14 protein-coding genes are annotated in these 14,277 nt (G+C 60.4%); 11 read left to right on the forward strand and 3 right to left on the reverse strand.

Annotated elements, in window-relative coordinates:
* Positions 1-108: 108 nt before the first annotated feature.
* Genes I5L79_RS03515 through I5L79_RS03525 form a run of 3 tightly spaced genes read left to right on the forward strand, consistent with a single transcriptional unit; the run spans position 109 to position 2,572 of the window.
* Entirely contained in the window at positions 109-474 is a 366-nt protein-coding gene (locus tag I5L79_RS03515; RefSeq protein ID WP_196953655.1) for a CZB domain-containing protein, read from the forward strand.
* A 48-nt stretch (positions 475-522) separates the two neighbouring features.
* Positions 523-2,067, forward strand: a complete 1,545-nt coding sequence (locus I5L79_RS03520) for a sensor histidine kinase (protein ID WP_196953656.1) — start codon at positions 523-525, stop codon at positions 2,065-2,067.
* Positions 2,068-2,122: 55 nt separating this feature from the next.
* Positions 2,123-2,572, forward strand: coding sequence for a response regulator (locus tag I5L79_RS03525; RefSeq protein ID WP_196953657.1), 450 nt, complete (start codon positions 2,123-2,125; stop codon positions 2,570-2,572).
* Positions 2,573-2,736: 164 nt separating this feature from the next.
* On the opposite strand, the gene I5L79_RS03530 is transcribed toward I5L79_RS03525, so the two are convergent.
* Together I5L79_RS03530 and I5L79_RS03535 are read right to left on the reverse strand one after the other, a co-directional pair.
* Positions 2,737-3,312 carry a ribonuclease HII gene (locus I5L79_RS03530; RefSeq protein WP_196954088.1) on the reverse strand — a complete coding sequence of 192 codons (576 nt, stop codon included), beginning with the start codon at positions 3,310-3,312 and terminating at the stop codon, positions 2,737-2,739.
* Positions 3,313-3,588: 276 nt separating this feature from the next.
* Positions 3,589-3,828: a hypothetical protein gene (locus tag I5L79_RS03535; protein ID WP_196953658.1), complete on the reverse strand. Its 240-nt coding sequence runs from the start codon at positions 3,826-3,828 to the stop codon at positions 3,589-3,591.
* Positions 3,829-4,004: 176 nt separating this feature from the next.
* On the opposite strand from I5L79_RS03535, the gene I5L79_RS03540 reads away from it, so the two are divergent.
* The 8 genes from I5L79_RS03540 (at position 4,005) to prfB (ending at position 12,503) form a co-directional block, all read left to right on the forward strand.
* Entirely contained in the window at positions 4,005-4,586 is a 582-nt protein-coding gene (locus I5L79_RS03540; RefSeq protein WP_196953659.1) for an NUDIX domain-containing protein, read from the forward strand.
* 95 nt (positions 4,587-4,681) lie between these two features.
* Positions 4,682-5,500, forward strand: a complete 819-nt coding sequence (locus tag I5L79_RS03545) for a lysophospholipid acyltransferase family protein (protein WP_196953660.1) — start codon at positions 4,682-4,684, stop codon at positions 5,498-5,500.
* A 40-nt stretch (positions 5,501-5,540) separates the two neighbouring features.
* Complete coding sequence (gene gatC, locus I5L79_RS03550) at positions 5,541-5,828, forward strand: Asp-tRNA(Asn)/Glu-tRNA(Gln) amidotransferase subunit GatC (protein WP_196953661.1); 288 nt, start codon at positions 5,541-5,543, stop codon at positions 5,826-5,828.
* Between the two features lies 1 nt (position 5,829).
* Complete coding sequence (locus tag I5L79_RS03555; protein WP_196953662.1) at positions 5,830-8,859, forward strand: hypothetical protein; 3,030 nt, start codon at positions 5,830-5,832, stop codon at positions 8,857-8,859.
* A gap of 11 nt (positions 8,860-8,870) precedes the next feature.
* Complete coding sequence (locus I5L79_RS03560; protein ID WP_196953663.1) at positions 8,871-9,596, forward strand: ABC transporter ATP-binding protein; 726 nt, start codon at positions 8,871-8,873, stop codon at positions 9,594-9,596.
* A gap of 56 nt (positions 9,597-9,652) precedes the next feature.
* Complete coding sequence (locus I5L79_RS03565; protein WP_196953664.1) at positions 9,653-10,201, forward strand: cob(I)yrinic acid a,c-diamide adenosyltransferase; 549 nt, start codon at positions 9,653-9,655, stop codon at positions 10,199-10,201.
* 53 nt (positions 10,202-10,254) lie between these two features.
* Positions 10,255-11,319, forward strand: a complete 1,065-nt coding sequence (locus tag I5L79_RS03570) for a branched-chain amino acid aminotransferase (protein WP_196953665.1) — start codon at positions 10,255-10,257, stop codon at positions 11,317-11,319.
* Between the two features lie 106 nt (positions 11,320-11,425).
* Positions 11,426-12,503 (forward strand): peptide chain release factor 2 gene (gene prfB, locus I5L79_RS03575; RefSeq protein WP_196953666.1). Its coding sequence is split into 2 segments (ribosomal slippage): positions 11,426-11,485 and positions 11,487-12,503, totalling 1,077 coding nucleotides; the frame shifts between segments, so codons are not numbered across the junction.
* 105 nt (positions 12,504-12,608) lie between these two features.
* On the opposite strand, the gene I5L79_RS03580 is transcribed toward prfB, so the two are convergent.
* Positions 12,609-14,273 carry a SusD/RagB family nutrient-binding outer membrane lipoprotein gene (locus I5L79_RS03580; protein ID WP_196953667.1) on the reverse strand — a complete coding sequence of 555 codons (1,665 nt, stop codon included), beginning with the start codon at positions 14,271-14,273 and terminating at the stop codon, positions 12,609-12,611.
* Between the last annotated feature and the right edge of the window lie 4 nt (positions 14,274-14,277).

The raw sequence follows: 14,277 nt of genomic DNA on the forward strand, positions 1-14,277 counted from the left end.
CGCTACGGTACGGCGAAATTAGCCAAAACCCCCGGCCCGCCATGCCTTCCAGGCAGAACGCTACCTTTGCTGTGGTCGAGCTGCTGTTGGCTGTCCACTATGTTATCTATGCTCGACGAACTAAAACAGGAATTTGAAGGCGCCCTTATCAAGCATATGGTCTTCAAATCCAAGCTGCGGTCCTTTCTGCACGGCTCGGGCACGCAGGAAGGACCCATCCGCGACCCGGAGGTGTGCAGCTTCGGGCAGTGGATTCGGGATAAGGCGCTGCCCGCCTATGGCCGCCTGCCCGAAACCCAGGAGCTGGACCGCCTGCACCGGCTTATTCATCAGCAAGCCAACCAGCTCATGGATCAGCACTTGCGGGGGCAGCGCGAAGAAGCCCTGGCGGGTTTTCCGGCTTTGCAGCGCCTGGCCGATCATATTACCCTGCTGCTGCAAACTATGGAGCAAAAGCTGCGTAACGGCGCCTAAGCTCCGTGCCTGATGTGGCGGGTGGGCCGTTCCCTGGTTTTCAACTGCATGAAGGCAACCCTCGCAACCAAAGTATTTGCCGGCTTTCTGGCCATTTTCCTGCTGTTTACGGCCGTAGTAGCCGTTAACTACCAGCTCTCCCGCAAGGTGCTGCGCAACCTGGAGCGCGTTACCCGCTCCCAGCGCGTCACCTCCGATGCCACCTCGCTGCTGCGCAATATCATCGACATGGAATCGGGGTTCCGGGGTTATCTGCTAATCGGCAACGAAGCCTTGCTGGTGCCTTACTACCAGGGCGAGCGGGAGCTGCTTTCGGGCTTTGCCCACCTCAAAAACACCCTGAACCCGCAGGGCCGACAGTATGCTCGCCTCCAGCGCATGCACCGCTTGTACCAGCAGTGGTCGTCGTACTCGCACCTGCTCATTACCGAAAAGCGGGAAGCCAGCCGGCGCCTACCCAACCAAACCGGCCTCGATGGCATGGAGCACCGGGCTTTAATGGAAAGCCTGTCGGGCAAGGAGCTGACCGATGAAATCCGCACGATGTTCCGCAACTTCGACCGGGCCGAGTTGGCCGACCGCGACGAGCTGCGTGCCAAGCTGGCCGACAGCATCCGGGAAACGCGGGTGCTGTCCATCGTCATCACCCTGCTGGCTGTGATATTGGGTTTGCTGTGGGCCTACTACGTGACGCGCCTGTTTGCCCGCCGCATCAGCACCATGGTGTCGCTGGCCACGCGCCTGGCCGGCGGCGACTACAAAACCCGCATCGACGACACAGCACACGACGAGCTGAGCGAGCTGGCTACCTCGCTGAATGTGATGTCGAACACCATTGACACCACCGTGACGCAGCTGGAAAACCGCAACCAGGAGCTCGACCAGTTTGCCTATGTGGTGTCGCACGACCTGAAAGCGCCGCTGCGGGGCATTGAAAGTGCTTCGCGCTGGATCGAGGAAGACATGGGCCAGCAGTTGCCCGAGCACATCCGGGAGTTTCTGCAGCTGATGCGCACCCGCGTGCACCGCATGGAAAACCTTATTACCGGTATACTGGACCTGGCCCGGGTGGGCCGGATGCGCCACGTGAACGAGCGGGTGAACGTGCGCGAGCTGCTCACCGAAACCATAGATATGCTAAGCCTGCCCGCAGGCTTCCGTATTGAGCTGCCTTCCTACCTGCCCACGCTGTTCACTTCCCGGGTGGAGCTGCAGCAGGTGTTCAGCAACCTGCTCAGCAACGCCGTGAAATACCACCACCAGCCCGCCAAAGGCTGGGTACGCATCAACTGCACCGAGCACCGCGCCCACTATACCTTCACCATTGCCGACAACGGCCCCGGCATTGCGCCAGAGTATCACGAGCGGATTTTCGTGATTTTCCAGACCCTGACGGAGCGCGACACGCTGGAAAGCACCGGCGTGGGGCTGGCTATTGTAAAGAAGATTATCGAGCGGCAGGGCGGCACTATTCTCGTCGAATCGGCGGAGGGCAAGGGGGCCCGCTTTATTTTCACCTGGCCCAAAGTCAAAGAGTTGCGCCCCGGCGACCAGCCAGCCAGCCTTTCGGCCGTGGCCGAAACCGCACGCTAGCCGTATAGGCCGTATTCCCTCCTCACTTTAACGCGCTGCTTTAGCCGTTTTCCGTATGTCTGACTCTGCCTCTGAACCCAGTATCCTGCTCGTTGAAGACGACCAGATGGATATCATGAATGTGCAGCGCGAGCTACGCAAGCACAATATTGAAGTGCCCCTGCACGTGGCCCGCAACGGCCGCGAAGCCTTACAGCTGCTGCGCGGCGAAAACGGCCAGGAGCCCATTGCCAAGCCCAGTGTGGTGATGCTCGACATCAACATGCCCCGCATGAATGGCCTGGAGCTGCTGGAAGCCCTGCGCTCCGATGCCGAGTTCGTGGGCCTGAATGTGTTTATCATGACCACGTCCGACCTGGAAACCGACCGGCTGAAAGCCCGCGACCTGGCCGTGAGCGGCTACATCATCAAGCCCCTGAGCTTCGACAAGTTCGGAGAAGGCGGCTCCACTGTCGACGGGTTCAGCCTGTTCCTGGATTTGCTTCAGCTGAAGGAGAAGAACTAAGTTACCGAGGGCTAAAAGCCCGTCATTCTGAGCGCAGCCGAGGAATCTTGTGTACCAGCGTTGAATTACTTTTCAACTATCAGCACGCAAGATTCCTCGGCTGCGCTCGGAATGGCGGAATACTATCCCCAATTAATTGACGCCTAGCAACTGATCAGTTAGTATTACAGCAGCCGGAAACCCAGGCGGTGGTGCGCGGTAGGGCCGTGTTCCCGGATAGCAGCGCGGTGCTGCGCGGTGGGGTAGCCGGCATTCTGCTCCCAGTGATACTGTGGGTAGGCGGCAGCCAGCTCGTGCATCCGGTCGTCGCGGAAGGTTTTGGCCAGTACGGAGGCGGCGGCAATACTCTGGAAGCGGGCGTCGCCACCGATGTGGCAGGTGTGCGGCACGGTGGCGTGCGGCCGGAAGCGGTTGCCATCCACAATCAGGTGCGTTGGCCGTACGCCCAGCGCATCCACGGCGCGGTGCATGGCCAGGTAGCTGGCCTGGGCAATGTTGAGGCTGGCAATTTCTTCCAGCGAAGCTTCGGCCACGGCCCAGGCTACGGCCTCCCGGCAAATCTGCTCCCGGGCCCTGTCGCGGCGGCGGGCCGTCATTTGCTTGGAGTCGTTCAGGTGGTCGCACGTAAAATCGGGGGGCAGCACCACGGCGGCGGCAAACACGGGCCCAGCCAGGCAGCCCCGCCCGGCTTCGTCGAGGCCCGCTTCCAGGGGCTGGCCGGAAAAAGAAGAAAGCAGTATCACGCCCGCAAAAGTACACCGGAAGCCGGGAGCCGCCTGCAACCCGGTTGCGAGCCGCCCGCGCGGAGAGTGTGCGGTTTTCGAGGTAGTTCGAGGGAGATACTGGGGCCTGTACAGCGTCCCGGAACGGACCGGCGCTACCGGCGCGGGGGCACGAGCTACATAGTTCGCGCTACTGACCATTTACCCACCAAAAAGGCCTCCCCGGCAGCTACTGCGCCCGGAGAGGCCTTCTTGGGCCGCAGGGCGGCTGGACTCAGGAACTGTGTGGCTTACTTAGTGGCGGCCGGCCGTGCTGCCGGTGTCTTCGGAGCCCGACTCGCCGCGGCGGTGGCCCTGCTTGTCGCGGGGGCCTTCGTCGAGGGCTTCATCTTCGTCGGTGCTCACGTATTCGTTGGTGACCGGGCCCAGGCCGCCGGTTTTCTGCGCCAGCTCACTTTCGGCCTGCGCGTGTTTCAGATTGAAGAGCGGGTCGCCGGCTTCCGGGGCAGCCGATTTGTTTGGTTGATTAGCCATAAACTACACAAAAGCGGCCGGGAGGTGAACGGCCGGTCTGCTAGGATACGGCCCGGCTGGCAGCTGGGTTGAGCAGGGCCTGATCCGGCCGGATACGCTATACTTGCGGTGGCTACCGACGCCTCCCAGCACGGCGGCCGGGTTGCCTAAGCTCTTTCTCCTTCCGTTTTCCAGCTATGTCTGCTTACCCTGCTCCCGACGAAACCCATAACCCCTGGCAGGTGCTGGGCTCCGAAATCAAGTATCAGAACCCCTGGATTCGGGTGCGCGAAGACCAGGTCATAAACCCCGCCGGCAACCCTGGCATCTACGGGGTGGTTTCCATGAAGAACAAGGCGCTGGGTATCGTGCCCGTGGATGCGGAAGGCAACACCTGGCTGGTGGGCCAGTACCGCTACCCCCTGAGTGAGTACAGCTGGGAAATTCCGATGGGCGGCGGCCCGGTGGAGCTGGACATCCTGGAATCGGCCCAGCGGGAGCTGCGGGAAGAAACCGGGCTGCTGGCTGCGCGCTGGACCAACATTGCCCGCCTGCACACCTCCAACTCCGTGACGGACGAAGAAGGCTTCGTATTTCTGGCCGAAGACCTCACGCCCGGGCCCACCGAGCACGAGGAAACCGAGCAGCTGCACCTCTGGAAGCTGCCGCTGGCCGAAGCCGTGGACATGGCCATGGCCAACCGCATCACCGATGCCATCAGCGTGGCGGGCCTGCTGAAGGCGGAGCGCTACCTGCAGCAGCGCGGTGCGCAGCCATAGTGTAATTAGTTCTGATAGCCGGGGTATCTTCCGCTATTCTTCATCCGGGCAGCTCGTTATTCCGCATTCCCCCGGCACCTGTTACCTTTGCTGCTATGCGTCACGCGCTTCGCTATATCGCACACCGCCTGTACACCAGCTGGAGCACGTTCTGGTTTGTGCTGCCTTTTGCCGTCACGTATCCGGCCCAGCTGCTGCTAAGCAAAAAGCCCCTACGGCACCGCTACCTGCACGGCATCAACCGCCGCTGGTCTATTTTCTCCATCCGTATGTGGGGCGTACCGGTGCGCATCCTGGGCCGGCAGCCGCGCCCCTCCGACCCGCCCTGCGTGTACGTGGCCAACCATAGCTCCTACGTTGATATCCTGCTGCTCTTCAAGGCTATTCCGGGCTTCCTGAACATCATCGGCAAAAGTGCCCTGGCCGAAGTGCCGGTGTGGGGGCCTATCTTCGGGCGCACCTACATCACCGTAAACCGCAACAGCGCCGTGAGCCGCGGGCGCTCCATGGTGCTGGCCCGCCAGAGCCTGGAGAAGGGCCGCTCGGTGGTTATTTTCCCGGAGGGCACTATCTCCAGCAAGCCCGGCGAGGAAATGATGCCGTTCAAGGACGGGGCCTTCCAGCTGGCTATTGCGGCCGGGGTGCCCATCGTGCCCATCACTATGCCGCTCAACCACCGCTTCATGCCCGATGTGGAAGGCACGCTGCGGGTGCGCTACTCGCCCTTGCAGATTACCTTTCACGAACCCATTCCCACCCAGGGCCTCTCCCAAGCCGATGCGCCCCGGCTTCGGCAACAGGCCTACGAGGCTATTTCCAGCGGTTTTTTGCCCGAGGCGGCTGGTATTCCGGCGCCGTCGTTCTGGCCCTGGGCTAAGCCGGCAGCCCCTTCAGCCGAACAGCCAGTGGCGTAGAGCCGTTTTTCTTCGTTTTCATCCTATTCGTTTTTCTGTTTTGAGTACTGATCTGACCACCCTTCGCCAGCTGGCGCACCTGGCCCGCCTTGAGTTTGACCCGGCCAAAGAGCAGCAAATGCTCGGCGACCTGAATAAAATTCTGGATTGGGTAGACCAGCTCCGCCAGCTCGACACCACCGACGTGGAGCCACTCGTGCACCTCTCGCACGAAATCAACGTGCTGCGCCCCGATGAGGCCCGCAACACCGTGAGCCACGCCGAGGGCCTGAGCAACGCTCCGCGCAAGGACTCCGACTATTTCCGCGTACCGAAAGTACTGGAGTAGCTTGCTTCCTCCCCTGCTTCCTGCTGCCAACCAGCGCCGCCGGCCCCTGACGCTGGTTTTGCTGGGGCTGCTAGCCCTGCTCGTGGTGCTGGCGGCCGGCTGGCAATATGTGGTCGGTCCCGAGGCCACCCAGCCCCTGCAGACGGCCGCCCAGCTGACGCCGGTTCCGCTGGAGCTGGCGCAGGTGGCCGTGGGCACGGCCCGCCTGCCGGTGCAGGTGAATGGCTACGTCGTCACGGAAAACTTTACGGTAGCCGGGCCCCTCATCCGGCCGGCGGCCGCGCTGGGGCTGGTGCTCGTGCTGGGTGTTTGTTTAGCGTACGCGCTGGCCTTCCTGAGCACGCTGCCGAGCCTGAGCTTTGCCATAGCTATGTCGGCAGTAATTTTCCTGCTGATGTCGCTCAACCTGGATGCGCTGGGCGTTTTCACTGATACCAAGCAGTACTTTCTGCTCCTCGCGCTGGCTTTGCTGGTAGGCTCGGCCTACGCCTTCCACGCGCTCTGGCCACAGGTTCCGGTGGGGCGCCGGCTGCTGTGGTTTGTGCTGCTGATTGGCGGGCTGGGCACGGTCTTGTTCACGAAAGGCTCCGGCCCGGCCCAGGTAGCGGCTCTGCACCTGGCAGCTTATGCCACGCAAAGCGGCAGCGTAGCCATAGGGTTGCTGGTACTCTGGGTGGGCTTCGAGAATATCCGCCTGCTGCTGTGGCTGAACACCCAGGCCGAAAACCAGCAAAGCCGCTTCGGGCTGTGGCCGTTTGTGCTGGCCAGCGGGCTGTACCTGGTCATGCTCCTGCTCTACTACTTCACCAATGGCGACGTGCAGCTGCTGCCCGGCCTACGCCTCGACCCTTACCTGCTTTTGCTGCTGGCTACCGTAATGGGGGCGCTGGGACTAGCCCGTCGGCAGCCTACGCTGGCGGGTTGGGTACCAGCTTCGGCGGCGCCCTATCTGTTTGGTGCGTTGACTACCTATGCGGGCGCTACGCTGGCTTATGCGTTTGCCGTGCAGAACGACCCGCTGATGGAAGCCGGCCGCTACTTTACCGCTACCGCGTTTCTGGTGCTGGGGGCGGCGTTCCTGCTTTACGTGCTGCTGAATTTCGCGCCCCTCATTCGCCAGAAGCTGCGGGTGTACCGGGTGGTATTTGAGCCCCGTCGGCTGCCATTCTACGCGGTATACGTGGTGGGCATCGGGGTGCTCATAGCCATTGTGCTGCGCCATAAGCTTGACCTGTACTACCAGACCCAGGCCGGCTACTACAACCAGCTGGGCGACCTCACGCGCTGGCAGAGCGAGTTGCAGCCCGACGACGAGTCGCTGGCGCTGCTGGCCGAGCGGTACTACGCCGAGAGTGACTGGATGGACCGCTTCAACCACAAAGCCAGCCTGGGCCGGGCGGAGCTGTACCGCGCCCGTACGCAGCGCCAGAACGAAATCAATGCGCTGCGCCGCGCCCTGAGCCGGGCTCCTTCGGAAAAGATTTCCCTGCGGCTGGCTTCCCTGTTCAACGACCCGGCCGACTTCTTTGAGCGGCAACGCACACTGTGGGCAGGCTTGCGCGCTACCCCCGGCAGCGCTGCCCTGGCCAGTGAGCTGGCTCAGTTCTACACCCGCTCCTCCCTCACCGACTCCGTTGTCTACTACCAGCAGCGCGCCCTGGCCGCCGACCCCAGCAACGCGGCGCTACACAGCAACCAGCTGGCTTTTCTGATGCAGCAGGAGCAATGGGTGGAGGCCCAGAAGTACGAGCAGGGCGCGGGAACGGGCTCCAACGCCCTGCAAAGCAACCGGCACCTGGTAGCCCTGCACCAGCGTCTGCCGCAGCCTCAAGCGGCCTCCGTTCCCACCGACACCGTGCTTACTCCCGCGTCCTTTGCCCTGCTCTATCATGCGGCGCTGGGCCGGGTGCGGCAGCAGGACACGACGTTGCTGCCTACCCTGCGCCGACTTCCGCAGTACCTGAGCAATGACCCGTACGCGGAGCAGCTGCAGTTTTTGCTGGCTCTCACCCAGCAGTATGGGGGCCGGCCGGCTTCGGCTCAGAATACACTGGCGCCGCTGGCCTCGGCCCAGAGCGCCAGCGCCGCGTATTACCAGCAGCTGCAGGGCCTTTGGCTGCTGGAACAGGGGGCCGCTCCCACCGCCGTGGCGCGCCTGAGTGAAGCCCAGGGACCACAGGCTACGTCGGCGCTATTACCTCGGGCCTACGCGCTGGCGCTGGCCGGCCAGCTGGACTCGGCCCGGCACACGGCGGCCCGCGCCATTGCCGAACCAGCCCAGGCCCAGGCCGCGCGGCGGCTACTCGCAACCTTGCGACACACGCCCGGCTCGGTACTGCTGGCCCCGGATTCCAGCAAGGTCGATTATCTGGTGCTGCGCGGCGCAGCCTTATCAGCAGTGGAGCGGGTGGCTATTGCCACTGCCGTGCGGCAACCGACGTTGCGGCGGCTGGCGGCCCGGGCGCAGGCCACTGCGGCTCTCACTCAGCAGCAGCCAGCCGAAGCGGCCAGCCTCACGGCCACCTTCGCTCCACCCGTAGATACCCGCACGGCTGAGGGCTCAGCCTGGAATGTGGTACGTGGCCGCACGCTGGCTCAACAGCAGAACCTTACCGCGCTACGCCAGCTGCTAACTCAGGCTTATTTTCAGGGGCTCGATAAGGGATATGCCATCTACTTCCGCGCCCTTACGGCTGCCACGCCCGCCCAGGCCGATAAGCTTTACCAACAAGTGGCGCAAGAGGCGCCGTACGTGGAGGAAGCGTTGCTGGCGGCGGGGCGGTTCTACCAGCAGCGGCGGCAGTTGCTGGCGGCGTACCAGGTGCTGCTGCGGGGCATAGAATATAATCCTGAATCCGTTCCTTTGCTGAAAGCTTACATCCTGGCGGCCGTAGCGGCTGGGTTGCCCGACTACGCCACAGAACCCCTGCGCAAGCTGCGCACGTTGCTTTCGCCGGCGGAATACGCTACCTTTCAAAGTCAGCCCGGTGTTACCCGCCCCTCTGCTCCCCTTACCCCATCCTGGAACTAACCTCTCCGACCATGTCCCCTCTTGTTATTGAAACCACGGATATTTCGAAGGTGTACCAGATGGGCACCGAACGAATTCACGCCCTGCAGGACGTTTCCATCAGCATTCAGCGGGGCGAGTACGTGGCCTTTATGGGGCCGTCGGGCTCGGGCAAATCCACGCTCATGAACATTGTGGGCTGCCTGGATACGCCCAGCAGCGGCCAGTACGTGCTCAATGGCAAGGACGTGAGCCGCATGACCGACAACCAGCTGGCGGACGTGCGCAACAAGGAAATCGGCTTTATCTTCCAGAGCTTCAACCTGCTGCCCCGCGCCACTTCCCTCGACAATGTGGCTTTGCCGCTGATTTACGCGGGCTACAACAAAGCCGACCGCGAAGAAAAAGCCATGCTGGCTCTGCGCAGCGTGGGCCTCGATACCCGCGCCAAGCACCGGCCCAACGAGCTGTCGGGCGGCCAGCGCCAGCGCGTGGCCATTGCCCGCGCCCTCGTCAACGACCCCAGCGTGCTGCTGGCCGATGAGCCCACCGGCGCCCTCGACTCCAAAACCAGCCACGAAATCATGGATTTGTTTGAGGCCCTGTACGCCAAAGGCAACACCATCATCATGGTGACGCACGAAGAAGATATTGCCAACTTCGCACACCGCATCGTGCGCCTGCGCGACGGACGCATTGAGTCCGATTTGCTCAACCAGAACATTACCACCCACCATCTGTCGGCCACGGAACGGTAGCCTGCCGGTGCTGATGTCGTCAGCCCAAGGCTTGTTTGTTTCCCGGGTTTCCTTTTATGAAGATTTACACCAAAACCGGCGACAAAGGCCTTACCTCGCTTATTGGCGGAACCCGCGTTTCCAAAGCCAGCCTGCGCATTGAGTGCTACGGCACCGTGGATGAGCTGAACTCCTACGTGGGCCTCGTGCGCGACCAGCCTGTCAACGCTGCCCGACGCGACCTGCTCAAGGAAATCCAGGACCGTCTGTTCACCATCGGCTCTACCCTGGCCGCCGACCCCGAAAAGTCGCGCATGAAGCTGCCCGATCTGCACGCCGAGGATGTGGTGCTGCTGGAGCAGCAGATGGACCAGATGAATGAGCTGCTGCCCGAGCTGCGCGAGTTTATTTTGCCGGGCGGGCATCAGTCCGTTTCCTTTGCTCACGTGGCGCGCTGCGTTTGTCGGCGGGCCGAGCGGCTGGTGGTAGCCCTGGCCGATGACGCCCCGGTAGCCGAACTGGTACCGGTATATTTGAACCGCCTGTCTGATTTTCTGTTTGTGCTGAGTAGACTAATGGCTGTGGAGCTGGGTACCGACGAGGTTACCTGGAAGCCGCGCCATTAAATCCGTTCCTTCCCTACCCCCACCCCCCTTTTTCCTGCTTACTTCCTGTTTCTATGCTCGACACCCTGACGATTCAGACGCAGCGCACCACGGCTTCCCGCCTGTCGCAGCTCGACCCTGAGCACATTGAGTTCGGTAAAATCTTCGCCGACCACATGTTTGTGGTTGACTACAGTGACGGGCAGTGGCAGGAGCCTCAGATTTTGCCCTACGGCGAAATGTCGGTTAGCCCCGCTACGTCGGCCCTGCACTACGGGCAGGCCATTTTTGAGGGCATGAAAGCCTACAAGAACGCGCAGGGCGACATTGCCCTGTTCCGCCCGCTCGACAACCTGCAGCGCCTGAATGCCTCCGCCGAGCGGATGTGCATGCCAGCCGTGCCCGAGGAGCTATTCATGCAGGGCCTGGCCCAGCTCATTCGCCTCGACGCCGATTGGGTGCCCGATGCCCCCGGCAGCGCCCTCTACATCCGACCGTTCATGTTTGCCACCGACGGCTTCATCGGCGTGCGTCCTTCCGATACCTACCGCTTCGTCATCTTCACCTGTCCGGTAGGCTTGTACTACAACAAGCCGCTACGGGTGCGCTTCGAGCAGAAGTACGTGCGCTCGGCCGAAGGCGGCGCCGGCTTCGCCAAGAATGCCGGCAACTACGGCGCTGCTATGTATCCCACCCGGCTGGCCCAGCAGGAGGGCTACAACCAACTTATCTGGACGGATGCCTCCGAGCACCAGTACGTGGAAGAATCGGGCACGATGAACGCCATCTTCATCATCGACGGCCGCTTGGTTACTCCGGCGCTTAGCACATCGATTCTAGACGGCATCACGCGCCGCAGCATTCTGCAGCTGGCCCGCGACTGGGGCATGCCCGTGGAAGAGCGGAAAGTCTCCATTTTCGAACTCCTGGAAGCCCAGCGCGCCGGCACTTTGCAGGAAGCCTTCGGTGTGGGCACGGCCGCTACCATCGCGCCCATTGCTACCATTGGCTACGAAGGCACGGATTTCGACCTGCCTGTAGCCGGAACCGATGCCTTCTCCAAGCGGGCTTCGGCCGCGCTGCAAGCTATCCGTACCGGCGAGGCCGCCGATGAGCACAACTGGATGGTACGCATCTAGAAGACAGTCTTTACATGTATTCAACGCCCGCTACCGGTTTCAGCCGGTGGCGGGCGTTGGTGTATAGCTACCTTTACGCTTTCTCCCATCACTCACAACTAACTCCATGACCTACGAACAGGTGAAGGAACTGAAGGGCCGCGCCGAGGCCCTGAGGAGGTATCTTTGACTACGATGCCCGCAAAGAACAAGTAGTACAGGCCGAAGCCCGGACCACGTCTGCCGACTTCTGGAACGACTCCAAAGCAGCCGAAGTCCTGCTAAAGGAAATCAAGGCCCTCAAAACCTGGACCGACGACTACGAAGCCGTGCAGCAGGCCATTGCCGACACGGAAGTTTTGTTTGACTTCTACAAGGAAGGCGACGTAACAGAAGCTGAAATGCAGGCCGATTTTGACGCCACGCTCAAGAAAGTAGAGCAGCTGGAGTTCAAGCGTATGCTGAGCGACGAGGAAGACCAGCTCTCCGCCATCATCGACATCAACCCCGGCGCCGGTGGCACCGAAAGCCAGGACTGGGCCGAAATGCTTATGCGCATGTACATCATGTGGGCTGAAAGTCACGGCTTTGGGGTGCGTCAAATCAGTTACCAGCCAGGTGAGGGTGCCGGTATCAAGTCAGCCTCTCTGGAAATCGACGGGGACTTTGCTTACGGCTACCTCAAAAGTGAAATCGGAGTTCACCGGCTCGTGCGCATTTCTCCTTTCGACAGCAGCGGCCGCCGCCATACGTCGTTCGCGTCGGTGTTTGCCTATCCCGTCATCGATGATACTATCAACATCGAAATCAATCCGGCCGACATCAGCTGGGACACGTTCCGGGCCGGTGGTGCGGGTGGGCAGAACGTAAACAAGGTGGAAACCGCCGTGCGCCTGACCCACGCACCGTCCGGAATCATCATTGCCGTGCAGATTGAGCGCAGCCAGCTCATGAACAAGGAACACGCCCTGCGCATGCTCAAGTCGCGCCTCTACCAAATAGAGATGGACAAGCGCCACGCCGAGCGCGACAAGCTGGAAGCGACCAAGAAGCGCATCGATTTCGGCTCGCAGATTCGCAACTACGTGCTGCACCCCTACAAGCTCATCAAAGACCTACGCACCGGCATCGAGCGCACGGATGTGCAGAACGTGCTCGACGGGGACTTAGACGAGTACATCAAGGGGTTCCTGATGCAAAGCTGAGTTGGTGCCTTTAATTATACTATTGGCTTACCCAAATTTTTTATAAATGAAAAAGGGCTGCTCAATTGAGCAGCCCTTTTTCATAATTGCTGAAAACAAGGTTGGTTAGTCAACCACGTCCCAGAAAATTTTGCTGTATTGCGTAACTCCTGCTGGAACGTTAGCCGAGTTGGTGCTCACCTCGCTCAATGGATAGAGCAGACGCGCTGGCAGTTTACCTTCTGCAGCACTAATTGGAACAGGGATTTTCGGAAAACCAGTGCGACGGATATCATCCCAAGCTTCTACGCTGGCAATGGAATTCAAAGCCAGGTATTTCTGGTAGATAATGATTTCCTGCTTACCAAGAGCGCCGTTGGTTTTGGCTTCATCAAAGTTTACCAAAGCATTCTTCTCATTCACTCCACCTGCAGCCGTAGTAGCAATGTAGGTGTTGTACTGAGTAATACCAGGAGTTTCAGTCGTAGCACCACCGAGCGTAGAAAGGTTGATTGCGCCCAGCGAGGTGCTGGCTGGGCGGTAGAAGTAAATGAACGACGCTTTGATGCCGTCCAGATAATCCTTTTTGGCTTCTTCTTCACCACCCGTGAAGAGTCCGCGGGTATCAGCTTCAGCTTCGTTGAATTTTTGCTCAGCAAGCAGCATCAATGGCGTTGGGGCTGTTGCGCCTTTAATGATACCACCGCTGGCCGTAAGCGAGTTGGCACCCAGGAAACGGGAAGCCTGGCGGGTGCTGGCCGAAGCAGTACCAGTGGTAGGAGGCGTAGATTCGCCCAACACAGCACCAACGTAGCCCGGGGTGTTCACACCATCGATGACACGAGCACCTCTGGTGTATAACTGCGATACGCGGGGGTCGCTGTTGTTGACGTACTGGTCAATGACGTACTGCGTTGGTACCTGATAGTTACGCTCGGTAGCACCGGTACCGGCTGCGGTGTAAGCGTAGCGGTTGTACAGCGGGTTCTGCTGACCAGCGTTAATTGCATAGTTAGGTTGTACTACTACGTCTGAGGTGATAAAGCCGTCCTTAGCAGTCTGCAGAGCAGCCAGTTGCGTCTTCACCTCATTGTTGATAGCCTCACTAGCAGTTTGCGACTCACGTAACAAAATACGAAGCTGCAAGCTGTTGGCAAACTGCTTCCATTTGTCCATGTTGCCGCCGAACACAACGTCCTCACGGCTTACCAACCGGGCCGTTGCATCGTCGTGCGCTGCATCGATGTCAGCAATGGCACCCTTCAACTGCACTAGCAGATCGGCATAGATATCCTCCGCCTTGTCATACTTCGGCGTAACGTTACCAGCACCTTTTAGCGCTTCCGAGTAAGGAATATTACCATACTGGTCTACCAGCAGCAGAAAACCATACGCTTTCATGATCCGGGCAATGGCCGCGTGGTTGGGGAAACCGGTAGTGGCACCCCGGGTCTGAATGATGTTGTAGTCATTCAGGTTGTCGTAGGTGTTGTCGAACAGGCCGGCGTAGTAAGAAGAGGAGTAGTTGTACGTCTGCTCTTCCCCGTAACCGCTAACCGTGTTGGTTTTAGACCAATATCCGGCAGCCCAGCTGGCATAGCTATTATAGCTGGGGTTGTTGCCGGTATAGATAGCAGCTGTGTTGGTGAGTGCCTGAGCCAGAATAATATCCGGCGCTACCGACTCCTGCGTGAAGGAGTTCGGGTTCTCGTTGATGTCGAGGAAATCGTCGCAGCTGGATGCAGCAGTTGTAAGAGCTGCCGCAAACAGAATTTTGGGTAGTATTTTCATGAAT

The organism is Hymenobacter guriensis (assembly GCF_015773195.1).
Classification (GTDB): domain Bacteria; phylum Bacteroidota; class Bacteroidia; order Cytophagales; family Hymenobacteraceae; genus Hymenobacter; species Hymenobacter guriensis.